Annotated in this window: 18 protein-coding genes and 1 riboswitch; of the genes, 15 read left to right on the top strand and 3 right to left on the bottom strand. The window is 50.6% G+C overall.

Annotated elements, in window-relative coordinates; all coding sequences use genetic code 11:
- The first annotated feature begins 151 nt into the window (after positions 1-151).
- The 9 genes from I2G42_RS13200 (at position 152) to I2G42_RS13160 (ending at position 9,331) form a co-directional block, all read left to right on the top strand.
- Positions 152-1,525, top strand: coding sequence for an MATE family efflux transporter (locus I2G42_RS13200; protein WP_195531144.1), 1,374 nt, complete (start codon positions 152-154; stop codon positions 1,523-1,525).
- A 317-nt stretch (positions 1,526-1,842) separates the two neighbouring features.
- Positions 1,843-2,157, top strand: a complete 315-nt coding sequence (locus I2G42_RS13195) for a helix-turn-helix domain-containing protein (RefSeq protein WP_022461712.1) — start codon at positions 1,843-1,845, stop codon at positions 2,155-2,157.
- Between the two features lie 338 nt (positions 2,158-2,495).
- Complete coding sequence (locus tag I2G42_RS13190) at positions 2,496-3,704, top strand: RtcB family protein (protein WP_118720221.1); 1,209 nt, start codon at positions 2,496-2,498, stop codon at positions 3,702-3,704.
- 49 nt (positions 3,705-3,753) lie between these two features.
- Positions 3,754-4,008 carry a helix-turn-helix domain-containing protein gene (locus tag I2G42_RS13185; RefSeq protein ID WP_022461709.1) on the top strand — a complete coding sequence of 85 codons (255 nt, stop codon included), beginning with the start codon at positions 3,754-3,756 and terminating at the stop codon, positions 4,006-4,008.
- 258 nt (positions 4,009-4,266) lie between these two features.
- Entirely contained in the window at positions 4,267-4,806 is a 540-nt protein-coding gene (locus I2G42_RS13180) for a hypothetical protein (RefSeq protein WP_022461708.1), read from the top strand.
- Between the two features lie 8 nt (positions 4,807-4,814).
- A complete protein-coding gene (locus I2G42_RS13175; protein WP_195531143.1) occupies positions 4,815-6,200 on the top strand; it encodes a TrkH family potassium uptake protein in 1,386 nt (461 codons plus the stop codon).
- A gap of 47 nt (positions 6,201-6,247) precedes the next feature.
- Positions 6,248-6,904, top strand: coding sequence for a potassium channel family protein (locus I2G42_RS13170; RefSeq protein ID WP_022461706.1), 657 nt, complete (start codon positions 6,248-6,250; stop codon positions 6,902-6,904).
- Positions 6,905-6,915: 11 nt separating this feature from the next.
- Positions 6,916-7,686 carry a TrmH family RNA methyltransferase gene (locus I2G42_RS13165; RefSeq protein ID WP_022461705.1) on the top strand — a complete coding sequence of 257 codons (771 nt, stop codon included), beginning with the start codon at positions 6,916-6,918 and terminating at the stop codon, positions 7,684-7,686.
- A 175-nt stretch (positions 7,687-7,861) separates the two neighbouring features.
- On the top strand, positions 7,862-9,331 hold the full coding sequence (locus tag I2G42_RS13160; RefSeq protein WP_022461704.1) for a hypothetical protein: 1,470 nt from the start codon (positions 7,862-7,864) through the stop codon (positions 9,329-9,331).
- A 90-nt stretch (positions 9,332-9,421) separates the two neighbouring features.
- On the opposite strand, the gene I2G42_RS13155 is transcribed toward I2G42_RS13160, so the two are convergent.
- The gene (locus I2G42_RS13155; protein ID WP_195531142.1) at positions 9,422-11,188 is read right to left on the bottom strand and encodes a DUF885 domain-containing protein; all 1,767 of its coding nucleotides are present in this window, start codon (positions 11,186-11,188) and stop codon (positions 9,422-9,424) included.
- A 119-nt stretch (positions 11,189-11,307) separates the two neighbouring features.
- Positions 11,308-11,511: riboswitch (cobalamin riboswitch) on the top strand.
- A 281-nt stretch (positions 11,512-11,792) separates the two neighbouring features.
- Between I2G42_RS13155 and I2G42_RS13150 the strand changes: the two genes are divergently transcribed.
- From I2G42_RS13150 to I2G42_RS13135, 4 genes are all read left to right on the top strand, one after another.
- Entirely contained in the window at positions 11,793-15,581 is a 3,789-nt protein-coding gene (locus I2G42_RS13150) for a hypothetical protein (protein ID WP_195531141.1), read from the top strand.
- 79 nt (positions 15,582-15,660) lie between these two features.
- Positions 15,661-17,025, top strand: a complete 1,365-nt coding sequence (locus I2G42_RS13145) for an ABC transporter substrate-binding protein (protein WP_227094147.1) — start codon at positions 15,661-15,663, stop codon at positions 17,023-17,025.
- 56 nt (positions 17,026-17,081) lie between these two features.
- Positions 17,082-18,098 carry a FecCD family ABC transporter permease gene (locus tag I2G42_RS13140; RefSeq protein ID WP_082424646.1) on the top strand — a complete coding sequence of 339 codons (1,017 nt, stop codon included), beginning with the start codon at positions 17,082-17,084 and terminating at the stop codon, positions 18,096-18,098.
- A gap of 6 nt (positions 18,099-18,104) precedes the next feature.
- A complete protein-coding gene (locus I2G42_RS13135) occupies positions 18,105-19,202 on the top strand; it encodes an ABC transporter ATP-binding protein (protein ID WP_055220215.1) in 1,098 nt (365 codons plus the stop codon).
- A 572-nt stretch (positions 19,203-19,774) separates the two neighbouring features.
- On the opposite strand, the gene trxB is transcribed toward I2G42_RS13135, so the two are convergent.
- Complete coding sequence (gene trxB, locus I2G42_RS13130; RefSeq protein ID WP_118601130.1) at positions 19,775-20,695, bottom strand: thioredoxin-disulfide reductase; 921 nt, start codon at positions 20,693-20,695, stop codon at positions 19,775-19,777.
- A gap of 59 nt (positions 20,696-20,754) precedes the next feature.
- Positions 20,755-22,080, bottom strand: a complete 1,326-nt coding sequence (locus tag I2G42_RS13125) for a hypothetical protein (RefSeq protein WP_195531140.1) — start codon at positions 22,078-22,080, stop codon at positions 20,755-20,757.
- Positions 22,081-22,285: 205 nt separating this feature from the next.
- On the opposite strand from I2G42_RS13125, the gene dapF reads away from it, so the two are divergent.
- On the top strand, positions 22,286-23,134 hold the full coding sequence (gene dapF / locus I2G42_RS13120) for a diaminopimelate epimerase (protein WP_195531139.1): 849 nt from the start codon (positions 22,286-22,288) through the stop codon (positions 23,132-23,134).
- Between the two features lie 171 nt (positions 23,135-23,305).
- Positions 23,306-25,441 carry an anaerobic ribonucleoside-triphosphate reductase gene (nrdD, locus tag I2G42_RS13115; protein ID WP_022461695.1) on the top strand — a complete coding sequence of 712 codons (2,136 nt, stop codon included), beginning with the start codon at positions 23,306-23,308 and terminating at the stop codon, positions 25,439-25,441.
- The last annotated feature ends 119 nt before the right edge of the window (positions 25,442-25,560 follow it).

The following is a 25,560-nucleotide window of genomic DNA, read 5'->3' as shown; positions in this document are numbered from 1 at the left end:
CTTGATAAAAATAATCAGATAAGAGCAAAATTCGCGAAATGATTGCAATGGATAGTAAAATGGAATAGAATGGAGAGAAAAAAGAAAGGTGTGGAAAAGGCAGGGCTGGCAAAGCATATCCGGCAGATGAGGTCATGCAGAAGTAAAAACAATGAAAACTACAACAAAACAAACTCATTTATACAGTAACACGGATCTTCGCAAACTTTTAATTCCGATCATCATTGAACAGTTACTTTCTTCCCTGATGGGAACTGTCGACACGATGATGGTCAGCAATGTCGGTTCTGCCGCAATTTCGGCAGTCTCGCTGGTGGATTCCATTAATATCTTAGTCATTCAGGCGCTTTCTGCGCTGGCGGCAGGAGGAGCGATTCTCTGTTCGCAGTATATTGGAAGCGAAAAACGGGATGGAGCAATCCGTTCGGCACAACAGGTGCTTTTTGTTATGACAGTTTTGTCCGTCGCATTATCCGCGGGCTGTCTGATTTTCCGTGTTCCGTTGCTACGTGTGATTTTCGGGGCAGTGGAAGCGGATGTTATGAAAAATTCACAGGTGTATTTCCTGTTTACGCTGCTGTCATTCCCGTTTATCGGTCTTTACGATGCGGGCGCATCGATTCTGCGGGCGCAGAACAACAGCCGCAGTCCGATGGTGATTTCGGTGATTTCCAACTTTATGAACATCGGCGGAAATGCCATTCTTATTTTCGGCTTCCACATGGGTGTCGAAGGAGCCGCGATTTCGACTTTAATTTCGCGTATTTTCTGTGCGGTTGTCGTACTGTGGAAGCTTCGGGATGAAAGCAAACCGATTTTTGTGAAGCAGTATCTTTCCGTTCGGCCGGACTTTGGTTTGATCAAAAAAATACTTTTCATCGGTATTCCATCGGGAATCGAGAACAGTATGTTCCAGTTTGGAAAGCTGGCGATTCAGTCCACTGTGTCCACACTTGGCACGGTTGCCATTGCCGCGCAGGCGATGACAAACATACTTGAGAACCTGAACGGTGTCGCTGCGATCGGTGTCGGCATCGGACTGATGACGGTAGTCGGTCAGTGTCTCGGCGCGGGCCGGAAGGATGAAGCAATCTACTATATTAAAAAACTGTGCTGGCTGTCAGAAGTGGTTATCGTTGCAAGCTGTCTGCTGGTATTTGTGCTGACAAAACCGATTACGATGATCGGTGGTATGGAAGCAGAGAGTGCAAAGCTCTGCATGCAGATGATGATCTTTATCACAATTGCAAAGCCGCTCTGCTGGGTCATGGCGTTTGTCCCGGGATACGGTATGCGGGCTGCCGGAGATGTAAAATTCTCCATGATCACATCCTGCTGTACGATGTGGCTGTGCCGTGTGAGTCTCTGTATTTACCTGTGCCGCGTATGGGGATTCGGCCCGATTGCGGTCTGGATCGGTATGGCGGCAGACTGGAGCCTGCGGTCCATTCTCTTTACCATCCGGTTCAAATCAGGAAAATGGCTGAATCACCATTTGATAGAAGAAAAGAAACAGGAGAGCTAAACATCTTCTTCCGGTAAAAAGGAAAGCGCATATGCAAGAGAGTCGTTGAGATGAGATTTTTGACCGCGGCTGGAAGCCGTACCGGATCAATCACCTGAGCTGGTGGAAAGAGGAGCTTGCATCCGAAGAAGAGATGGAAGAGGGACGGAACAATCTTGCAGCACACGACAATCGGAATGTAGATGAAAAGAAAATCCTTTTGTATGAACAGATCATTCGGGTTGTGTAGAAACAGGAAGAAAAAACTGGATTTTTCCAGTACCGGATGATAAGATAAAACTGTGTTTCGGGATGGCTTAAACATATGGAGGTGCAGGATGGAACCAATTTATTTGTCAATCCAGCAGAAAGAAACTGGCAGCCGCATCAAATCCCTTCTTCGTGAAAGCGGATACACCGTGAGAGACATTCAGAATGCCATGGGTTTTGAAAATCCACAGGCGGTCTATAAATGGATTTCCGGCAAGTGCCTGCCAAGTCTGGACAACTTTCTCATTTTAAGCAGATTATTAAACACAAGCATCGAAGATATCCTCGTCATTGACGGGGATATTCCTCGTTTCCGAAGCAAATACAGAGAAATTCGAGAAAGATTAAACCGCTGGTATAATGACAAAATCGTTATTTTGTGATACAGTGAAGAAAAAGCAGAAAAAGAACCGGTTAAAAAGGTTTTGGAAAGGGAAAACAGATGTCAGCAGGAATACGTTTTGGCTACCGCAATTTAGAACATACCCCAGAAGCAACGTTTGTCGTCAAACAGCGTGGCTTTGTTTTGATATGTTCAATTGAGAAAAGCGACAGAACGGATTCTGTGGAATATGATACGGGAGGATCAAATTAGACGACCGCATCAGACAACTGGATACGAACGAAGAGGAGCCGCTTATCTTATGTTGAACACATGGGATAGGTGGCTTTTTCTATTAAATTTTTATATCAGAACAAATTGAGAAGGGAGAAATCCGGAATGGATCAGATCAAAATCAAAGGAAAAGTAAATACAGCCATCTGCTATGCCAGGGTCGTAGAGGAGGAAGCTATAGAGCAGATCCGCCGCATGTGCGATTATCCGATGACGGAAGGCTCGCGGATCCGTATCATGCCGGATGTGCATGCGGGAAAAGGATGTACGATCGGAACAACGATGACCATCCGCGACAAGGCAGTGCCGAACGTCGTCGGCGTGGACATCGGGTGCGGCATGTACACCGTAAATCTTGGAAGAGCCGAACTTGATTTTGCAAAAATCGACGAGGCGGCACATGTTATCCCGTCCGGCATGAATGTCTGGGAGGGGAGACAGGAACGTTTTGATCTGATGACACTTGCCTGCAGCCGGGAATTAAAAGACACAAAACGCCTGGAGCGGTCGCTTGGAACCTTAGGCGGCGGCAACCATTTTATCGAGATCGATGAAGCCGCCGACGGCACAAAATATCTCGTCATCCATTCCGGCTCGCGGAATCTCGGAAAACAGGTGGCAGAGTATTACCAGAATCTGGCAGTGCGGCTGGACCGCGGTTATGACGAGTACCTGGAAAAACGCGAGGAGCTCATACGCACCTACAAAGAGCAGGGCCGCAGAAAGGAAATCCAGGAGGCGTTAAAACAGCTGCAGTGGAAACCGGACGAAGCGCAGATGCCGGAGGATCTCTGCTATCTGACCGGAAAATATCTGGAAGCCTATCTGCACGACGTGGAGATCTGCCAGCAGTTTGCACGCCGGAACCGGGAAAAAATGGCGGAAATCCTGCTGGAACGAACCGGCCTTACCGGCACCGATGCGTTCCACACGATTCATAACTATATCGACACAAACGAGATGATACTCCGAAAAGGCGCAATCGCAGCGCACAAAGGAGAACGAGTGCTGATTCCGATCAATATGCGTGACGGCAGTATTCTCGCCGTCGGAAAAGGAAATCCGGAGTGGAATGATTCTGCCCCGCACGGAGCCGGACGGCTGATGTCGCGCAAAAAAGCGAAGGAAACCCTGGCACTGGAGGAATACCGGAAGAGCATGGAGGGAATCTATACGACTTCCGTCAACGAACATACCTTGGACGAGGCGCCGATGGCGTACAAATCGCTGGATGATATTCTCGATATAGTCCGTGCATCGGTCGATGTCGTGGAGGTGCTGCGTCCCGTTTACAATTTCAAAGCATCAGAATAGAGGCGGAGGAAACCAGTAAAATTCCTCCGCAAGAAGGAGGAAGAAAAAAATGATGGCAATTCCGTCAATTGATATGGAAGCAACAGGAAGAAACATTACAAGACTGCGGCAGCAGGCAGGCCTTACCGTCCGCGACCTGCAGGAAATTTTCGGTTTCACCACCCCGCAGGCAATCTACAAGTGGCAGCACGGCACCGCCATGCCGGCAATCGACAACCTGATCGTACTGGCAGCGGTACTGCATGTGTCGATCGATGAGATCGTGATTGTGGAGACAAGAGAGCTTGTGCTTGCGAGTGCATAAACCTGAGAACATATTTTACGCAACTTTAACACAATCTTCCCTCAATTTCATGTAGAATAAAAAGCACAGATTCCGTAGCTTTTCTACAAACCGCAGCAGCCGGCTTATGGTAGCAGAAGCACTCGGTGAGGCAGAAACAGCAGGCTGGATCGGGTTGGCTCCGTTGACTTTATATGTGCAAACTGATAAGATACTCATAAGTATGTTCTTAGGGGTATCTTATTTTTGTGTTTCGAAAAGAAAAGGGGAAATTAAATAATGACAAAAAAGAAAATCATTGGCCTTTGCATCGGCGCTGTCGTTCTTGCCGTGGCTGCGGCCGGTGTGAAGGAAGGCAGCTGGCTGATGAAGCATCGCCGGATGCAGAATGAGTTTACGCATGAGATGAATGCATTCACGACCAAAACAAACGCTGAGCTGATCCAGCCGACGATTGTTGCGGAGGATGATATCTACGGCTGGTTTTTCCATGAGGAAGATGACGGGCTGTACATGAATCTCTATTACCGGATCAAAAACGAGTCCAATCAGCACGAAATTGCATCCAGTGAATTTCCTGTGAAGATCAAAAAGGAGCTTCTTGCGGATGATAAAGTGTGGAGCAGAACGACGCGGACCGCGAAAAATCAGGTTCACGCGGAATACCTGGAAGGAGAAGATGACATGACGGTTTCGTTTGACGTCTATTACCAGTGTGAGGGTTCCTGCGGGGAATATTTTGCGGATATTACCGTGACGGACAGTGAGAGCGGAAAGCTCTACTACAGCAGTGAAGCAGAAAATGAAGCGGCAGAATAGGAGGAGCAATGGCCGAAAAAGAAAGCAAAAATAAATGGCATACCCCGGCGGAGCGGATTATGATGCTGGGGTTTGCTGCGGTGATTCTGCTGGGGACAATTCTTCTTTGCCTGCCGGTTTCTGCGGCGGACGGAAAAAGCGTTTACTGGCTCGACGCCCTGTTTACCGCAACGACATCTGTCTGCGTGACGGGCCTTGTCACCGTTCCGACGGCGACGACATGGAGTATCTTTGGAAAAATTGTGATCCTCGGGTTGATTCAGTTCGGAGGTCTTGGCATCATGGCGTGCCTGACGATGGTGTTTCTGATCCTGCGCCGGAAAATCAGTCTGCAGAGCCGGAAATTAATTCAGGATACCTATAATCTGCCGGTTTTAAAGGGCAGTGTGGGCATCGTGCGCCGGCTTCTGATTGGAACAGCAACCGTAGAGATTGCGGGGGCGGTTCTGTATAGCTTCTGGTTTGTGCCGGAGTATGGCTTCTGGAAGGGAATCGGCTACAGTATTTTTCACGCCGTTTCCGCTTTCTGTAATGCGGGAATCGATCTCGTTGGCGAAGCCTCTTTTGCTCCGTTTGTAACGAACCCGCTGATAAACTTTACGACGATGGGACTGATTCTTTTGAGCGGTCTTGGTTTTCCCGTCTGGTGGGAAGTTATGGAGCGGGTGCAGGAGCTTGTGAAGGGAAAACGGCCCCGTAAAAATTTTGTGCGAGGATTCACGCTTCATACGAAACTGGTTTTAACGACAACCATGATTCTGGTGTTCGGTGGAGCACTGCTGATTCTTGCACTGGACTGGAATCACGCGCCATCACTTGGCAGCCTGAAACCGGCGCAGAAGGTCATGGCGGCTTTTTTTCAGTCCGTGACGACAAGAACGGCAGGCTTTGAGACGATCCCGCAGGCTGATTTCTCGGACAGCTCTGCAATGGTAAGTATGGTTCTCATGTTCATCGGTGGCTCCCCGATGGGAACGGCAGGTGGTGTTAAGACGACAACGGTTGCCATTCTGGTTGTGCTGGTTGCCTCCTATATTCGCGGAGACTCAGATACGGTGGCCTGGGGGCGGAAAGTGATGGAAGAAAATATCCGTACCGCTGTCGTCATTTTCTTTTTTGTACTGACGACAGTCTTTACTGCCACCGTGCTGCTGATTTCCGTAACCGGAAGCCCGCTGCTGGATTGTACGTATGAAATTATTTCTGCGGTTGCAACGGTGGGCCTCACCCGTTCCCTGACGCCGACGCTTCCTTTTATGGGAAAGGTGATTGTTATTCTGGTTATGTTTATGGGAAGAATCGGGCCGGTGACGCTGGCTGTCGCACTGCGCCGCAGAACAGGAAGAAAAGATGTCGATATTCAGAGACCGGAGCAGCGGATTCTGATTGGATAGTTGGGAAAATAAAAAACAGGACAGATTTCAGAAAACGAGGAAAAGAAATGAGTAAACAGTATGCAGTCATTGGACTTGGAAAGTTTGGTTTTTCTGTAGCAACGACACTTGCGCAGGCAGGAAAAGAAGTGCTTGCCGTTGATAAAGACGCTGAGCCGGTACAGGAAATTGCCGATCTTGTTACCTATGCGGCGCGTGCAGACATCACGGACAGTCGTGTGTTCGCATCTCTTGGCATCAGCAATATGGATGTGGTGATCGTTGGCATTTCCGAAAATATGGAGTCGAGCATCCTCGCCACCCTGCAGGCAAAAGAGGCGGGCGTGCCGCTCGTCATCGCAAAGTGCATGAGCCAGATGCATGCCAATATTTTGAAAAAAGTCGGCGCGGACCGCGTCGTGATGGCGGAGAGTGAGACGGGTATCCGCCTCGGAAAAAGCCTGATTTCCGGCGGCTTCCAGGACTTCTTCATGCTGTCGGATTCGTTCTCCATGGTAGAGCTTCCCGTGCCGGAAGCGTGGACGGGGCATAACCTCGAGGAGCTGGATCTGCGGAAGAAATACAGTATCAACGTAATCGCCGTCAAGGACGGGGAAGACATCCGTGTCACGGTCAATCCGAAGACGCTGCTCCGCGCAGAGGAAGTGCTGATTCTGATCGGCGAAAACAAAGAACTTGCCAAATTGATGAAAAACAGGAAATGAGGGGACCATTCATGATTACAAGCAGCAGCAATGCACAGGTAAAAAACATTATTGCGCTGAACAAAAAAGCAAAAGAACGCCGGGAGCAGGACGTTTTCGTGGCGGAGGGCTGGAAAATGTTCCAGGAAGCGCCGCGGGAATGGCTGAAAAAAGTATATGTGTCTGAGAGCGGCAGCAAAATGCATGAAATACCGTCCGACGGGACAGAATACGAAGTAGTGGACGACCGCGTGTTCCAGTCCATGTGCGACACGAAGACGCCGCAGGGTGTTTTAAGTGTGATCCGTATGCCGCACTACACCGAAGAGGAGGTGATGGACAACGGAAAGACACCGCTTCTGATGGTACTTGAGGATCTGCAGGACCCTGGAAATGTCGGAACAATCATCCGCACCGCAGAGGGCGCAGGAGTCACCGGCATCATCATGAGCCGCGGTACCGCGGATATCTTCAATCCGAAAACGATCCGCTCGACGATGGGCTCGATCTACCGTATGCCGTTTCTGATCGTCGACGATGCGGTCGGATTTGTAAAAGGCTTAAAAGCGCGGAAGATCTGTACGTACGCGGCACATCTGCACGGCGTGCATTCCTACCGCGAGGAGGATTACACAAAAGGAACGGCATTCCTGATCGGAAATGAGGGAAACGGCCTGACTGATGCAATGGCAGAGGCCGCCGAGTGCCTGATCCGTATTCCGATGGAAGGAAAAGTGGAATCGTTAAACGCAGCGATTGCATCCGCCGTTCTCATGTATGAGGCACACGGCCAGCGCGCATAAAAGAAAGAGCGTTACCGGTTTTCTTACATTTCTCTTAACCTGCCGGAAACCTACTCGACAGAACCGGTATTTTGAGCTAAAATAGAAAGAGCAGAGTCCGGGCTGAATTTCTGTCAGTCCGGTAAAACTGTAATATTTGCCAGAAAAGCAAAAGCTGTTTTGGGAGGAAGGAAAAATGAGTGAGAAAAAAAACATCAGTAAAAAGGAGCTCCGAAGAAGAAAGCGGAAGCGTGCGCTGATGATCAAAACAGGAATTCTATGTGTTCTGCTTGTCATCTTCGGCATTGGAATCTGGGCTTTGGCCGGAGGAACAGAAAAAATCCAGCAGAAAGCACAGGAAAAAGAGGATCAGAAAACAGCAGAGGTGGACGGTTCCGTATCGTCGGACAGCACGGGAAGTGCTGAAGCGCCGACAACGAAAGCACAGATTATGGCGGAAGCCGATGCACTTGCGCAGACATACGATTACGATGGAGCCATTGAAAAGCTCCAGAGCGTAGAGGGCGCAGCAACCGACGCGGATATCATCACAAAAGTAGCAGAGTACACCAGCACGAGAGATGCCTGTGTGCGCGTCAACGTCAACGAAGTAACCCACATTTTCTATCATTCTCTTGTAGTCGATCCGCAGAAAGCGTTCTATCAGGACAACGCACAGACCGCAGGCTTCTGCCAGTGGATGACCACCGTGGATGAGTTCAACGCGATTACCCAGCAGATGTACGACAGAGGATATGTCATGGTTTCGATCAACGATCTCGTGAAAAAGACCGTAGATGATGACGGAACCGTTCATTACGAGGAAGGGGACATTTACCTGCCGGAGGGCAAGAAAGCATTCGTTCTTTCTCTGGATGACCTTTCCTATTACCACTCTTACGACGGACGCGGCATTGCCAGCAAGATGGTAGTCGGCGACGACGGAAAACCGACCTGCGAATACATTCAGGATGACGGAACTGTTGTGACCGGTGCTTACGACTGCATCCCGCTGATGGATCAGTTTATCGAAGCGCATCCGGATGCCGTATACCATAATGCGCGCGGAACCGTAGCACTGACCGGCTACGACGGAATCCTCGGATACCGCACCGACGGTGATTACAAGACAAGAGAAGATCTGACGGATGATCAGGTAGCATGGCTTGATGCACACCCGGATTTCGACTGGGATAAAGAGTGCGAGGAGGCGAAAAAAGTAGCCGATGCGATCAAAGCAGACGGCTGGACATTCGCAAGCCATACCTGGGGCCATATCCGTGTCGGCGACAAACCGATCGAGACGATCCAGGCGGATACCGAGAAATGGCTGACGTATGTTGCACCGCTCATCGGCGGAAGCGATATCATCATCTTTGCACATGGACAGGATCTTTCCGACTGGCACGATTACACGATGGACAATGAGAAGTTTGCTTACTTAAAGAGTCAGGGCTTCAACATCTACTGCAACGTAGATTCCTCCCAGTATTTCGTTCAGGTAAGAGACAATTACCTGCGTATGGGACGAAGAAACCTGGATGGATACCGTCTGTACCAGAACCTCTACGGAGGCGGCGAGGATAGAACAAGCGATCTGTTTGATTCTGCCTCTGTTATTGATCCGCAGCGGCCGACAGATCCATCTCTTTACAATTTAGGTTAAAGAATTTTGAAAATGAAAAAGATCTCACAGAACTTTTTATTATTTATAGAAGAAAGTCTGTGGGATCTTTTTTTCAGCAGGGCGAACCGTTTACAGATATTTTTCTACGAGCGGAAACGGCAGAGGCCCGAGACGGAGCAGTTTTTCATGGAAACCGATCAATGAGAATGAGTCACCTTCCTGTTTCTGCACTTCCGAGAGGAGCTGCGAAAACGAGAGCGATCCGACACAGTATTTCAGATAGTTCGCCGGTGTCTCGAGAATATACTGATATAAAGAGGCAGCGGCCGACGCATCCGTGATGCCGAACTGCGCCAGAAAGGCTGACGCATCCGAGAGGAGCCATCCCTGGCTGTGGATTCCGAGATCCAGCAGCGAGCAGAGGGTAAGATGCACCGAGCGGTTCAGATACCAGAGACGGCAGAGCGCCTGCGTGTTTGCATCGAGATTACGTGCGGCGTAGCGGCAGGCATATGATTCAACGTAGGTTGCCCATCCTTCCACATAACCCGACGGCGCGTAGAGATGGCGGATCAGAAGCGGGTCGGAGCGCGAGAACGAGACGGTCTGGTACAGATGGCCGGGAAAGCCCTCGTGGGCAAGTGTGGAATACAGCTCGATGCCGGTCATTTCATCCGCGGGATTCAGGTAAATGGAGTTGGGTGAATTGACATCGGCGGGCGGTGTGAGATAAAAGGCGGGGCTTAAAAAATCCTTGAGAGAGTCATCCACGGTCTTTACTTCGTATGCGATACCCGAAAGAACGGGAAAATCTTCAGAAACGGCATTCTGCAGATCGGCAAGCATTTCCTCCGGCGTGGAGAACGGCAGCACGAGCGCCTGCTCGGAGAGGGAGAGCGACGGATTCTGATCGAGAATAATCTGCATTTCGGCACACTGGTCCGCAAGCTGCTGTGTTAAAAGGCGGGTCAGCTCCTCCGGTGAAGCGTCAACACCGACGCGGCTGCGGAGAAGATACGCATAGTAGGAAAGTCCGCCTTCCTGCCGGGAAAGACCGCCGGCGTTCTGCGTTCCTTTGCCGCGGAGTGAAGAAAGAGCATCGGAAAGAGAGCGGTAGGCGGGAAAAACACAGGAGATAAGGAGTTTTTCATGCGTCTGCAGACAGAGATTCCTTTCCGCCTCAGAAAACAGTGAAGACGCCTGCAGTTTATTCTGAAAAACGGTGTGGAGCAGATGGCTTTCCGGTGTATCCGCGTCGGCGAGAAAAGCACTGCACTGGCGGATAATGCCATCGACCGCAAGGTCATTCTGAAACACGCCCTGCCGGGATTTTTCCTGCTCGAGTGCGATGAGATCGGAGAAATAGCGCGGGAGATCCTGCAGAAGATGGAGGTAGTCGGCGATATCCTGCTGTGTGCGGAACGGGTACTCCGCGAGCAGAATGGGAAGCTGTGCCTGAATCCCGAGCGACGGACCGAGCGGTTCCGCAAGAAGGCTGGTGCTGCCCGGCATTTTCTCGCAGTTCAGCTCGTAGAGCAGAAGATCGAGCGTGATCTGATTTTCCGCGGAGAGGCGGTTTCGATGAAAGGATGTGAGCGTTGTTTCCACACTCTGCAGCAGGGCATCATACGAGGTGCGGTCAGGGATGGAAACCGTGCCGAACGAGGCAGTGCCGGGGGCAATTCCGCGGGAAGCCGGATCGGCGAGGGTATAGTGGAGCGTGATGGCAGAAGAGGTTACCTCGGAGTGGAAGCGTTCCTCCACATACGCGGAAAACCGGCGGTTCTCACCAGGGGAAAAGAACGGGGAAAAATACCAGAACAGCAGAGCGAAAAGAAGTCCGCCGCACAGAAGCAGAGGGAACAGGATGCGGCGGTGCAGAGAAGCTGGTTTCATAGAATAGGCTCCGGTGCGGACAGTTATCATAAAGTATGTAAAAAATGCTGATTTTATGCGCTTTTTCCGTGGCCTTTCATTTGACTTTCCAAAACGGCTTTGCTATAATCAGTAACGAATGAAATAAGGGACTTTTCAGTGCGGAACGGATTTGAAAAAGAATCCGCGAAGGTAAAAGGGAATCAGGTGGAAATCCTGAGCGATCCGGTCACTGTAAGCAGGGAGTGTTAGCTGCAGAAATGCCATTGTGCGAAACGCATGAGAAGGCGCGGCTGCCGTGAAGATCTGCGAGTCAGGAAACCTGCTGGAAAGGTTAGTGAATCGCTTCCGATAAAAGCATATATATTCATGGAAAGATGTACGAAGTAAAATCGGACATCTGCTTTTTTGTCGCCATGCGTCCGAAAAAGAGCTCCGGTGGAGAAACTCTTTTGCAGAAAAAGCAGATGTCTGTTTGTCTTTTCGCAGAAAAAATGTGTCCTCAAAAACAAGATTACTTGCAGGGAGACATCATTGACGGGGACAGGCACCGCCCAGCTGCCTGAAAAAGTCAGACGGAATCCGGAGCAGATGCGCGAAGGATATCCGAAGAAAAGGAGAAGTTATGAAAGGAAATTCAAGCAAATTTCTGGCACTGCTGCTGTCGGCGTCCATGATCATGAGCCCGACTGTCAGCGTATTAGCAGATACGCAGGAAAAAGCAGCACAGACAGAAAGCAGCGCAGCCGCAGAGGAAGCGCCGCAGAGCGAAGAAACAGCAGAGACGGCAGAACCGGAAACAACACCGGCAGAAACCGAGAGCAGTGAAAGCACTGCAGAGACTCCGGCAGAAGAGCCGACGGAAACACCGGCCGCGCCTGCAGAGGATCAGACACCGGCAGGATCTGACGAGACCGAGACACCATCCGCAGATGAGGATGCTTCGGAAGATACTGCAGAGGACACTGCAAAAGACGGTGAAGAGACTGCCGATACCACAGAAAAAGAGCCGGAAGCAGCAGATGAGACTTCCCAGGATGCTGAAAAAGAAACACCGGCAAAAGAAGAAACCAAAGATGCTGTAAAAGAGAATACCAGTCCGGCGGCAGAACAGCCGAAAACGGAAGTAAAAGAAACGACCAAAAATGAGGCATCCAATACAGCCGAGAAGAAAGAAACAAAAGCAGCGGAAGCAGCAAAACCGGCAGATGGTGAGTATGAGACTTCTGCAGAAGCAACCGGAAGCATGTTCCGTGTGGTTTCTTCCAGACTCATCGTAAAAGATGGAAAACTGAAAGCATCCATTCTGCTGAGTGGAACCGGCTATGATTACCTGTATATGGGAACAGCAGCAGAAGCTGCCGCAGCAGATGAAAAGAGCTGGATTGCTCCGACAGGAAGCGAAACCTATACGGATACGAAGACCGGTGCAGAAAAGACCGGATATTGTTTTGAAATTCCGGTGGAAGAGCTTGACAAACAGATGGATGTTGCCGTTCGCTCAGCCAAGAAAAAAACATGGGCTGATAAAACTGTTACGATTCACAGCACCGCTGCAATCCCGACGGTAATACCGGAACCAACCGAGACTCCAAGCGAAAATCCAGGTGAGGATTCCTCGAATAAGCCAGCCAGTGTAGAAGCACCGGTTACCAAAGAGGACGGCAGCGTATTCAAAATGTTCGTCATCTCCGAGGCAACAATGATCAACAAGGGCGATAAACTCGTTCTTACACTGAAAACAAACAACGTATCATTTGATAAACTGTATCTTGGAAAGAACGATGACCTTGCAAAAACACCGGCTATCCAGGGAATGCAGGAAGCAAACGGCGGTTATTCCTTTACATTTGAAGTAGATGCGGACAAAGCCGGCACAACCGTTCCGATCGTTCTTGGAAAGAAAGACGGAACCTGGTACATCAAACAGCAGCTTTATCTTGCAGTTCCGGGAAGTAAAACACCGGAAGTAACTCCGATACCGGAGCCGACCGAGACTCCGGTCCCGACTGCAACCCCGACTCCGAGTGAGACTCCGGTTCCAACCGCAACTCCAACTCCGGAACCGGCGAAAGTAGAAAACGGTATCTACAGCGGAACCGCGGAGACCGGCGCAGCTATGTTCAAAGTAGTCGGCGTAGAGCTGACCGTAAAAGACGGCGACATGAAAGCACGCATCACGTTAAGTGGTGTTGCCTACGATTATCTGTACATGGGAACACCGGAAGAGGCAGCTGCCGCAGACAAGAGTGCATGGATTGCAGGCGTCGGCACCGTTGATTACACAACAGCAGACGGCGAGACGAAAACAGGAATGCAGTATGATATTCCGGTAGCAGCACTTGATCAGGCACTTGTTGTTTCTTCCCATTCTGCAAAACGGGATAAATGGTATGCAAGAACCATTACTATTGCATCTTCCAGTCTGAAAAAGACCGCAGATCTTCCGGCAGATGAGACCAATAAAGTAGCAGATGGTATTTACAGTGCAGAGGCAACAACTAATGCAGCAATGTTCAAGGTAGTCGGCGTAAAACTGACCGCGAAAAACGGAAAAATGACAGCAGTTATCACCTTAAGCGGAAGCGGCTATGATTATCTGTATATGGGAACCGGAAAAGATGCGGCAGCAGAGAGCGGCGCATGGATCGCTTCCACCGGAAAAGTGGACTACACCTTAGACGGTGAAACCAAAACCGGAATGCAGTTTGAAATCCCGGTAGAGGCACTTGATCAGGAATTTGCTGTAGCAGCTCATGCAGTAAAGAGCGGCAAATGGTACGACAGAGCCATCACGATTGCATCTTCCAGCCTGAAAAAGACCGGAGACCTTCCGTCGGATGACAACAAGGGCGATACTCCGAAACCAACCCTCGTTCCGACCAAGACCCCAACCGTATCTCCATCTGAGACACCGGTTGTAAAACCGACCAGCACCCCGGCTCCGGCACCGACCCAGAAACCGGCCGATACCAAACCGGAGCAGGAATCCAAATATGAGTCTGACTTAAGCGGCGGCACATCCAAAGTAGACAGTGCAACCACACTGGCAGACGGCGTTTACACACCAGACGGATTCTCCTTCTCCGGCGGATCCGGAAAGGTAACCATCTCCTGCAGCAAGATTACTGTAACGAACGGACAGGCTTATGCAACGATCGCATTCAGCAGTCCGTACTACGGATATGTAAAAGCAAACGGAAATAAATACATGGCAAATGTCAGCGGCGGAAGCAGCATCTTCACCATTCCGGTTGAGCTGAACAAGAACAATACCATCATCGGTATGACCACCAGAATGTCCGTTGCCCATGAGATTTCCTACAACATCTTCATCTCCCTGGCAGCAGCAAAGAAGGGCGGCAGCACTTCTTCCAGCACAGGATTTGTAAAAGCAGACGGAACAATCTCCACGATCAGCACCGATAACTCCAAGCTGGATACCACCGCTCCAGAGATCATGGGACTGGAATACAAAGCAGAGACAAAACTTGCTTACGCAGAGTACTTCAAGATGTATCATTACGACGAAGGCATCACCCTGCTGGAGATCGATATGACAAAAGATACCGAGCGTGATCCGGAGAAACAGACCGAGGACGACAAGAAAGCAGAAGATACCGATACCGCAGCAGCAGAGAATACCGCAGCAGCAACCGACGAGGAAGAAGCGGCAGCAGCATCCAATTCCAAAAAAACCAGCACTGAGAAAGCGAAAGATCTGACCGAAAAGACAAAAGAGCTGTACGAAGGCAATGTTGTCAAATATCTGATCGTTCCGAAAGATGTTGAGATTCCGGCAGGACTGGACAAAGATATGATTGTGATCCAGCTTCCGGTTGAGAAAACATACGTAGCATCTGAGGATGCCCTGAAACTTCTCGACAAGCAGTTAGACGCAGCAGAGAGCATCAAAGCAGTCGGCATGGAGCAGAAAGACTGCCAGATCGAAAACATTGCAAAAGCAATGGAAGATAAAAAAATCTCCTTCGACGGAGCATTCGATGATCTGGACTACAAAGCTCTGGTAAAAGACGAAATCGACTTTGCAATTCTTCCGTCTGAGTTCCTTCCGGGAAATGCAAAAGATGAGGAAGATGCTGATGCAGCCGACGAGACCGCAGATACCAAATCTGAGGATCAGAAGGACGATAAAGACGATAAGACAACGGATGAGAAAGCAGACGAAGACAAGACTCCGGAAGAACTTCTGAAAGAGGAAAATGAGCGTCTGTCCGACACCGCAGAGCGTCTGGCAACCCTGACCATTCCGATGCTGGTTGACCGTTCCGCAGACGAGAAGACCGATCTTGCGAAAGCAGAGTGGCTGAAAGTCTACGGCGTGATCTTCGGATGCGAGGATCAGGCAAACGAGCTGTTCCAGCAGATGGTAAAGGCAGAAGAGAATAAATAAGTACAATAATTTGCAGCAAAAAATGAGAAAGGGCTGCTGCCGTATGGCAGCGGCTTTTTCTTTAAGAAAGGAATATCAAATGACAGGAAAAAACGAAAGAAAGCTGAAAAAATGGACCGCACTTTTTCTTGCAGCAGCGATGTCACTGACGGCCTGCGGCAGCACCGCATCAACGGGAAGCAGCACATCGTCCGCGTCGGGCACTTCGGCAGTTTCTGAGAGCAGCACATCCACAGCATCCGCAGCAGACGTTTCCGAAAGCCAGACGGAGAGCACATCCGTCTCGGAAAGTACAGCTGAAAGTGAAAGCACCTCCGAAGCCACTGCTGAGAGCAGCACCTCCGGGAGTGATACCGCATCCGCGGATGGTTTCGCAACGACAGACGATGTCAGCGACGCACCGGACATCACCGGAATCACCATCGAGAGCAAGATGGTCCTGAATTACGCCGAGTGCTTTAACGTATACTACTGCACAGACGGCTATAAACTGATCGATGTCAAAGACGGCGCGCAGTATCTGCTCGTCCCGGACGGAAAAGAGGCACCGGATGACCTCGATTCCGACGTAATTGTAATCCATCAGCCGCTGGAACGCATCTACATGGCAGCAACCTCTCCGATGGCGCTGTTCGATGCCATCGACTCCCTCGATACGATTCGTCTCTCCGGTGAAACCGCAGACAACTGGTACGTACAGGATGCCGTTGACGCGATGAATGCCGGAACGATGATCTTCGCCGGAAAATACAGTGAGCCGGATTACGAACTTCTGGTCAGTGAGAACTGTGATCTGGCCATTGAATCCACGATGATCCTCCATTCCCCGAAGGTACAGGAGATGATCGAGATGCTCGATATTCCGGTCTTCATCGACCGTTCCAGCTATGAATCCCAGCCTCTTGGCAGAACCGAATGGATCAAACTCTACGGTGCCATGCTGGACAAAGAGGAGGAGGCAGCCGACTTCTTTGCAAATCAGGCAAGTATTGTGGAAAATCTGAAGGATTTCCAGAATACCGAAAAAACGGTCGCTTTCTTCTATATTAATACGAGCGGGGCTGCCGTTGTGCGGAACCCGGAGGACTACATTTCCAACATGATCGAGCTTGGCGGTGCGCGCAACGCCTTCCGTGATCTCCAGGACGACAGCGGAAAAACATCCGTGCCGATCACGATGGAGCAGTTCTACGATACGGCCGAAGATGCGGACTACCTGATCTACAACGCAAGTATCGATTCCACCGTCAAAACCCTGGACGACCTGCTGGCAAAGGATTCTATGTTTGCCGATTACAAAGCAGTCAAAGAGGGCAATGTCTGGACAACCGAGAAATCGATGTATCAGGCAACCGATAAAATTGCACAGTTTACCAACGACATTAACCTTCTGGTAACGGGCGGCGATCCGGATCAGATGGTATTCTTAAGAAAATTATCCTGATGGAGGAACGTATGTCAGAGAAAAAAAATATGACAGGAAAAGAGAACAGTTTCCATATGGAAAACTTCCGGCGCCGTTCGCGGTATGCCGCTGTGTTTCTGGTGCTGATTCTGGCGTTCGCTGCCATCACCGTGCTGAATATCAATTCCGGAAACGTAAATATTTCGATTCCGGAAATTTTCCGGATTCTGCTGCGGCGGACCGGAGAGGGGAAAGAGTACAATATTATCTGGAAAATCCGCCTTCCGCGTATTCTGATGGCGGCAATCCTGGGCGGTGCTCTGTCCCTGTCGGGCTTCCTTTTACAGACTTTCTTTGAAAACCCGATTGCCGGTCCGTTTGTTCTTGGAATTTCCTCGGGAGCCAAAATGGTCGTGGCGCTGACCATGATCTTTTATCTGGAGTGGGCGCGCAATATCACATCTTACACGATGATTGTTGCAGCATTCTTAGGATCCCTTCTCTCCGTCGGCTTCATTCTGCTGATGTCCCGACGGATCAAAAATATGGCAGGACTTCTCGTCGGCGGTATTATGATCGGTTACATCTGCTCGGCGGTCACGGATTTTGTTGTCACCTTCGCGGAGGATTCCGATATCGTCAACCTCCACGGCTGGTCACAGGGAAGCTTCTCCGGCATGAGCTGGAGCAACGTAGCGATCTCTGCGGCTGTGATCGGCATCACCTTTGTCATCACGTTCCTGATGGCAAAACCGATCGGTGCATATCAGCTCGGTGAGGCGTATGCGCAGAGCATGGGTGTCAACATCAAAGTATTCCGCATCGCGCTGATTCTGCTTTCGAGTATTCTCTCCGCATGCGTCACCGCATTTGCCGGTCCGATTTCGTTTGTCGGCATTGCCGTCCCGTTCCTCGTCAAACAGAGCCTCGGCACATCGCGTCCGCTCGTCGTAATCCCGGGAACGTTCCTCGGCGGAGCCGTCTTCTGTATGATGTGCGACCTGATCGCGCGTATGGCGTTTGCACCGCTGGAGCTGTCCATCAGTACGGTCACATCGATCTTTGGTGCGCCGGTCGTCATTTTCATGATGCTGCGCCGGAAAAGGGGGTAAGAGAATATGAATGAATATTATTTTCATCTGGACCACCTGACGGTCGGCTATGATAAGAAGCCGCTGATCAAAGATATCTGCATCGGCATCGAAAAAGGCGAGATCGTTACGCTGATCGGACCGAACGGTTCCGGTAAATCAACGATTCTGAAAAGCATCACCCGCCAGTTAAAGCTGGTCGGCGGAAATGTGGAGTTTGACGGGAAAAACCTGCATGAGCTTTCGTTCCGTGAGTTGTCCACGAAGATGGCCGTTGTGCTGACGGAGCGCATGAAGCCGGAGCTGATGACCTGCCACGATATCGTGGCAACGGGCCGCTATCCGTACACCGGACGGCTCGGCATGCTGACCCGCGAGGATGAGGAGAAGGTCGAGAAGGCGATGCGCGCCGTTCATGCCGAAGAGCTCGGCGGCCGCGATTTCAACGCCATCAGCGACGGCCAGCGCCAGAGAGTGCTTCTTGCGCGTGCGATCTGTCAGGAGCCGGAGGTCATCATCCTCGACGAGCCGACTTCTTTCCTCGATATCCGCCACAAGCTGGAACTGCTCGCGATTCTGCGCCGCATGGCAAAGGAGAAGGGCATCACCGTCATCATGTCGCTGCATGAGATCGATCTGGCACAGAAAATTTCAGATAAGATCATCTGCGTCAAGGGCGATGCTATTTCCCATTTCGGCGCACCGGAGACAATTTTCCGCGAGGATATCATCCGCGAACTGTACGAGATTGACAATGGTTCGTTTGACCCGTGCTTCGGAAGCATCGAGCTGCCGCGGCCGGAGGGAACACCGCGCGTCTTTGTCCTCGCAGGCGGCGGAACGGGAATCCCGGTGTTCCGGAAACTGCAGAAGGAAAATGTCCCGTTTGCGGCAGGCGTCCTGTATACGAACGATATCGATTACCAGCTCGCCCGCATTCTGGCGATGGAGACGGTAACCGAAGCACCGTTCCAGGAGATCAGCGACGAGGCATTTGCCCGCGCCTGCGAGCTGATGAAGAGCTGTGAACGTGTCATCGACACCGGCGTCCCGGTGGGCATGTGCAACCGCCGGATCGAAGAGCTGAGGGCAGAAGCAAAGCGGCTTGGAAAGCTGGCAGAGTAAAACAAAGAAAAATCCAATCAAAATCTCCTGTCTGGGAACGAAACAATCGTTTTCCGAACAGGAGATTTTCTTTTTGCAGCCATTGTAAAAACAGCAAAAGAACACGAAAAATGTAATATTAAATTGTACGAAAAATTCACACAATTCAAGTCAAAAACCAACAGAGATTGACACTTAAAAAGTCAAGTGCTTTGTAAAATCTTTTGGCGAAATAACGGTTTTCTCTGTTATGACCAAAACACGCGTTCTGATTTCGCGAGATTTAAACACATGCTTTCCACACCGTTTTTCGTGGATAATGTGGATAACTCGGTGTATAACTTGTTTTTAGGCATGTTTTCGGTGGTTAACTATGTGGATAACTTGTGGACGGTATGTTTATAAAATTGGCCCGTGTGGAAAAACCCCGGTTTCTTTGTGCAATTTCGACAAAAGAGGTTTTAAAGTTTTATACGACTGACATGAAAGGTTTTTCAGATTTCAGAAACTACGGAAAAACAGAAAAAAGCAGGCAGTTCTCCGTACAATACGAAGAATGCCTGCTTTTGCTGTATTCTATTCGAAAGAAGCCATCAGTGGCTGATCAGATATTTCTCTACCGAAGTCACACAGTTCGCGCCGTCGGCGGCTGCCGTGATGATCTGACGGAGCTGCTTCGTGCGGACATCGCCTGCGGCGAACACGCCCGGCACGCTCGTCACACCGTCTTCGCCGGCTTTGATGTAGCCAGCCTCATCGGTTTCTACGGTGCCTGCGATCAGTGCGGAGACCGGAACGATGCCGACGGCAATAAACACGCCGTCTACCGTGATCATACCGGCTTCCCCTGCCTTTTTGTTCGTTACCTTCACGCCGGACACCATCTCGTTTCCCTCGATGGAATCCACAACCGTATCCCACACCATTTCCACATTCGGCAGTGCCAGCAGTGCATCCTGGAGAACACCGGCTGCCCGCAGTTCATCGCGGCGGTGGATCACGTAAACCTTTTTGCACGTTCTGGCAAGGAAAATCGCATCCTCCACGGCGACATCGCCGCCGCCGATAACGGCAACGGTTTTGTCTTTGAAAAATGCGCCGTCACACGTTGCACAGTAAGAGACGCCCATGCCGGAGAGTTCCTTTTCACCAGGTACATTTAACGCGCGGTGCTCCGCACCGGTTGCAAGAATGACCGTTCTGGCATGATACTCATTTTTTCTTGTGCGGACAATCTTGATCTCTTCGTCAAGAACAAGCTCCTTCACACGCTCGCGGGAAAATTCCGCGCCCATTTTTTCAGCGTGTGCGCGCAGCGTGCTTCCGAGATCCATGCCGCTGATGCCCGGAAGGCCGGGATAGTTGTCTACTTCATAGGTATTCAGCACCTGGCCGCCGCTTGCAAAGTTTGCCTCAATCGTAAGAGAGGAGAGCTTTGCGCGTTTCGCATAAATCGCGGCAGAAAGACCCGCCGGGCCGGAGCCGATGATGATAACGTCGTATAAGTTTTCCATAAAAATCCTCGTTTTCGTCTGTAGTAAGCTGCCATGCAGCCATTTTTCTGAAAGTATCGTTACGGAGCCGGTGTTTCGGACGGTTCCTGACTGTCGGAAACGGAAGATGAATCTTCCGCGGAAGTTTTTTGGGCTTCTTCTTCCGGCGCTTCCGGCTGGTTGTGAACCACCTTGATGCTGCGTACCAGCTTCAGATCGTTGTCGATGCCGACTTCCGTGTAGTCCAGCTTTTCGTCATCACTATAGAATGTGTAGAGTGTCAGGTTACTATCCTCTTTTTCCGTTTTTTCTGATTTGGCATCCCCTGCCTTCGTCAGAAAATCGCTCTCGGAAGTGCCGAGCGTGATGCCGTTTGTGATTGAAATCGGAATCTTTGTCGTATCGAGATCGCCGTACAGCGAAGTAACGAAACAGTTGCGCACTGTCGTCGCCTCCGCGCCGTAATTATGTACGGTGCAGTAAAGTTTCTGACCGCCCTTTTCCAGCGTGACGTAGCCGTATTTTCCGTTTAAAACGGCCGTATCGGACTCTTTCGTATTGACGGTCCAGTCGTGGTCCAGAAGTTCACTGACCGGAACGGGAAGATGATAGAGTACATCGTCAAAGCGGACGGTCCAGTCGTTGATTTCACTGCTGTCGGCTTCCGGTGCCTGGTAGGCCTCCACTTCCGGTGTTGTGGCATCGCTGACACCATCGAGCGCTTCTGCATCAGCCGTGGTCGTAAAGTTCTGCATATCGAGGGAATACAGAATTCCCGTTTCGTTATCGAAGCCGAGCGTGATCGTCTGGTACAGCCCGTACTCATACGTGAACTGCACAGAGGTATCGGCCTCATAACGGTCCTTTGGCGCACCGTAGATGCTTTCCACATCCTCCATCAGCGACTGCTGCAGGGTGACGCCGTTCGGCAGGCCGACATAGATATTCTGGCCCTCAGCGGTCGAGGTATCGATGTGAATGCCTCCGATCAGGCATTCCGCCACTGGCTTTGCCGTGGTGTCCGGATTGGCAATATCGACGGTAATCTGGTTTCCGTCCTTTTCAAAGCTTTCGCCCTCTGAGAAGGATTCCGGCTGGATTTCCTTTGTGTCGTCGCCGCTGTAGACCCAGCCAAGCGCTGTAAAATCCGCGTAGGATTCCGGAATTTCGTATGTATCGCCCCAGATGGCAAGCTGAAAACTGTTCAGGTTCTTCGAGAGATCCACATCGTATTCCGGAATCTCATCGGAATCGCCGGAGGCCGCCAGATTGTCTTTGGGGTCGTCATCGTCGGTACTCTGACTGATGGTTGTGATCGGAATCGTTTCTGTTTTCTTTCCGCAGCCGCTCGTTCCCACGAGGAAAGCGGCAAATACTGCTGTTAAAACCCAACGGTATTTTTTCATCCAAACCTCCTCATAATAAATGGTTAAAAATATTTGAAAGTTACTTCATGTAAGTAACGATATCAGTTCCCCCTATTCTATCACATTCCGCTTCGTTTTCCAATGTCTGAAGCGGATTTGAGAAAAATGGTTTTTCAAAAGCGCGGTACGGAATACATATTTAGTAAGGAACTGGAAAGGGCAGAAGTCTGGGAGGAGGCTGTGTATGCGTTTTACAAAAATGCAGGGCTGCGGAAATGATTATATCTATGTAAATGCCATGGAGGAGCGGGTGGAGAGTCCGGGACGGCTGGCAAAAGCGGTAAGTGACCGCCATTTCGGCATCGGCGCGGACGGGTTGATTCTGATCGGGGCATCCAAAACAGCAGATTTTTCGATGGAAATGTACAACGCCGACGGCTCGAAGGGCGCGATGTGCGGCAACGGCATCCGCTGTGTGGGAAAATACGTGTACGAGCATGGGATGACGAGAAAAACGACGCTGACTATCGAAACCGTCAGCGGAAACCGTGTGATTCATCTGCAGACGGGGGAGAATCCGAATGAGATCTGTCAGGTGACAGTGGAGATGGGAACGCCGGAATTCCGCGCCGCACAGATCCCCGTTGTTTCTCTGGGGGAATATGTGCTGGAGCATAAAATTACCGTGTGCGGGGAAAATTATACGATGACCTGCCTTTCGATGGGAAATCCGCATGCGGTGATTCCGGTGGAAGATGTGGAAAAAATATCCATTGCAAAGACCGGTTCCGCTTTTGAACACCTTTCCTGCTTCCCGGACCGTATCAATACAGAGTTTATCCAGATTTTAGATCAACACACAATAAAAATGAGAGTCTGGGAACGTGGGAGCGGTGAAACGCTGTCCTGCGGAACGGGAGCGTGTGCGGCAGCCGTCGCGGCGATGGTTTCCGGCTGTGTTTCGGAGGGAGAAACTGCCGTAGAACTGCGCGGCGGCAGGCTTTTCGTTACATGGGACCGGACGAAAAATAAGGTCCTTCTGACCGGCCCGGCCGAGACCGTTTTTGAAGGAACGCTTGCAGAACGAATTTGAAAAATGCAGATTTCTGTCTGCACGAAAGAGCAGTATGCAATATTCTGAAAATAAAAACTTACAGGAAATGCCTTTTCTTTTCAAAAGAAACATGCTACAATATGTGGTACCCGCTACAAGAAAAGGGTGGGGGACACACAAGATATAGTGTTTGATTTGGAGGACACCACAATGGTTTATATTATCAAAAAGGACGGAACCAAAGAAGAATTCGACGCGCAGAAGATCGTCCGTGCCGTAAATAAATCCGCACAGAGAATCCTGTATACCTTCTCACAGCAGGAGATTGACTTTATCTGTAAGTTCGCAACTGAGCACGTATATTCTCTTGGAAAGACCGAAATTCCGATCAGCGATATGCACAATATCGTGGAGGGAGCACTCGAAAAAGTAAACCCGGCTGTGGCAAAAAGCTACCGCGATTACCGCAATTACAAAACTGATTTTATCCATATGATGGACGAGGTCTACACGAAGAGCCAGTCCATCCGCTACATCGGCGACAAGAGCAATGCCAACACCGACAGCGCCCTCGTTGCAACGAAGCGAAGCCTGATTTTCAACGAGCTGAACAAAGAGCTGTACCGCAAGTTCTTCATGAACCGCAACGAGCTGCAGGCCTGTAAGGACGGCTACATCTACATCCACGACCAGTCCGCACGTCTCGATACCATGAACTGCTGTCTGTTCGATGTCGGAAACGTTTTAAAAGGCGGCTTCGAGATGGGAAATGTCTGGTACAACGAGCCGAAGACACTCGACACCGCATTTGATGTCATGGGCGATATCGTCCTCAGCACCGCTGCACAGCAGTACGGCGGCTTTACCGTGCCGGAGGTGGACAAGATCCTTGCTCCGTACGCACAGAAGAGCTACGATTACTACGTAAAAGAGTTCCTGAAATATACCGACGCATCCTGGGAGGGTGCACAGGAGAAAGCCATCGAGTATGCGATCGACAAAGTAAGAAGAGAGTGCGATCAGGGATGGCAGGGAATTGAGTATAAACTGAACACTGTCGGCTCTTCCCGCGGTGATTATCCGTTCGTTACCGTGACCCTCGGCCTTGGAACGAGCATGTTCGAGAAGATGATTTCCATCTCCCTTCTCGAGGTCCACAAAAACGGACAGGGCAAGAAAGGCCACAAAAAGCCGGTGCTCTTCCCGAAAATCGTCTTCTTATATGACAAGGCAATTCACGGAGAGGGCGGCATCGCAGAAGATGTCTTCGAGGCAGGACTTGACTGTTCTTCCAAGACGATGTATCCGGACTGGCTGTCGATGAGCGGCGAGGGCTACATCGCCGAGATGTACAAGAAATACAAGAGAGTCATCAGCCCGATGGGATGCCGTGCTTTCCTTAGCCCGTGGTACGAGCGCGGAGGCATGGAGCCGGCAGATGAGAACGACAAACCGGTCTTTGTCGGACGTTTCAACATCGGAGCCGTTTCCCTTCATCTTCCGATGATCCTGGCAAAATCCCGTTCCGAGAACCGCGATTTCCACGAAGTGCTTGACTTCTACCTCGAGATGATCCGCGATCTGCACAAACGGACCTACGATTACCTCGGCGAGATGCGTGCATCCACGAACCCGCTGGCTTACTGCGAGGGAGGTTTCTACGGCGGCCACTTAAAACCGTCCGACAAGATCCGCCCGCTGTTAAAGCCGATGACCGCATCGTTCGGTATCACGGCGCTGAACGAGCTGCAGGAGCTTTACAACGGAAAATCTCTTGTTGAGGACGGACAGTTTGCACTCGACACGCTGAAATATATCAACGACAAGGTTGCCGAGTTTAAGAAAGAGGACGGCATCCTCTATGCGATCTACGGCACACCGGCAGAATCCCTGTGCGGCCTGCAGATAGAGCAGTTCCGCAAACAGTACGGCATCGTCCGCAACGTTTCGGACCGCCCGTATGTGAGCAACAGTTTCCACTGCCACGTAACCGAGGACATCACCCCGATCCAGAAACAGGATCTCGAGGGACGTTTCTGGGAGCTCTGCAACGGCGGAAAAATCCAGTACGTGCGCTACCCGGTTGGCTACAACAAAGGTGCGATCAAGACCCTGATCGAGCGTGCAATGGAGCTCGGCTACTACGAGGGCGTCAACCTGTCCCTGGCTTACTGCGATGACTGCGGCCACCAGGAACTCGACATGGATGTCTGCCCGGTCTGCGGTTCCAAGAACCTGACGAAGATTGACCGTATGAACGGCTATCTTTCCTACAGCCGTGTCCATGGCGACACCCGTCTGAACGAGGCGAAGATGGCAGAAATTGCGGAAAGAAAATCCATGTAATCATCCATGAAATAATCAATGGAACAATCAATGGAATAATCAAAAGCCTCTGAGAAAAGTCCGGTGTGAATGTGACTTTCCTCAGAGGCTTTTTGGGTATTGCATCCGGTGGAAGCTGC

This window comes from Fusicatenibacter saccharivorans, from assembly GCF_015557635.1.
GTDB lineage: Bacteria > Bacillota > Clostridia > Lachnospirales > Lachnospiraceae > Fusicatenibacter > Fusicatenibacter saccharivorans.
This window is presented reverse-complemented; position numbering and strand designations above follow the sequence as displayed.

Coding starts and splice junctions, on each gene's coding strand:
- I2G42_RS13170 (WP_022461706.1), top strand. CDS start 6,248: ATGAGTAAACAGTATGCAGTCATTGGACTTGGAAAGTTTGGTTTTTCT.
- I2G42_RS13175 (WP_195531143.1), top strand. CDS start 4,815: ATGGCCGAAAAAGAAAGCAAAAATAAATGGCATACCCCGGCGGAGCGG.
- I2G42_RS13150 (WP_195531141.1), top strand. CDS start 11,793: ATGAAAGGAAATTCAAGCAAATTTCTGGCACTGCTGCTGTCGGCGTCC.
- I2G42_RS13155 (WP_195531142.1), bottom strand. CDS start 11,188: ATGAAACCAGCTTCTCTGCACCGCCGCATCCTGTTCCCTCTGCTTCTG.
- nrdD (WP_022461695.1), top strand. CDS start 23,306: ATGGTTTATATTATCAAAAAGGACGGAACCAAAGAAGAATTCGACGCG.
- I2G42_RS13135 (WP_055220215.1), top strand. CDS start 18,105: ATGAATGAATATTATTTTCATCTGGACCACCTGACGGTCGGCTATGAT.
- I2G42_RS13160 (WP_022461704.1), top strand. CDS start 7,862: ATGAGTGAGAAAAAAAACATCAGTAAAAAGGAGCTCCGAAGAAGAAAG.
- I2G42_RS13125 (WP_195531140.1), bottom strand. CDS start 22,080: ATGAAAAAATACCGTTGGGTTTTAACAGCAGTATTTGCCGCTTTCCTC.
- I2G42_RS13145 (WP_227094147.1), top strand. CDS start 15,661: ATGACAGGAAAAAACGAAAGAAAGCTGAAAAAATGGACCGCACTTTTT.
- I2G42_RS13165 (WP_022461705.1), top strand. CDS start 6,916: ATGATTACAAGCAGCAGCAATGCACAGGTAAAAAACATTATTGCGCTG.
- dapF (WP_195531139.1), top strand. CDS start 22,286: ATGCGTTTTACAAAAATGCAGGGCTGCGGAAATGATTATATCTATGTA.
- trxB (WP_118601130.1), bottom strand. CDS start 20,695: ATGGAAAACTTATACGACGTTATCATCATCGGCTCCGGCCCGGCGGGT.
- I2G42_RS13190 (WP_118720221.1), top strand. CDS start 2,496: ATGGATCAGATCAAAATCAAAGGAAAAGTAAATACAGCCATCTGCTAT.
- I2G42_RS13200 (WP_195531144.1), top strand. CDS start 152: ATGAAAACTACAACAAAACAAACTCATTTATACAGTAACACGGATCTT.
- I2G42_RS13180 (WP_022461708.1), top strand. CDS start 4,267: ATGACAAAAAAGAAAATCATTGGCCTTTGCATCGGCGCTGTCGTTCTT.
- I2G42_RS13195 (WP_022461712.1), top strand. CDS start 1,843: ATGGAACCAATTTATTTGTCAATCCAGCAGAAAGAAACTGGCAGCCGC.
- I2G42_RS13140 (WP_082424646.1), top strand. CDS start 17,082: ATGGAAAACTTCCGGCGCCGTTCGCGGTATGCCGCTGTGTTTCTGGTG.
- I2G42_RS13185 (WP_022461709.1), top strand. CDS start 3,754: ATGATGGCAATTCCGTCAATTGATATGGAAGCAACAGGAAGAAACATT.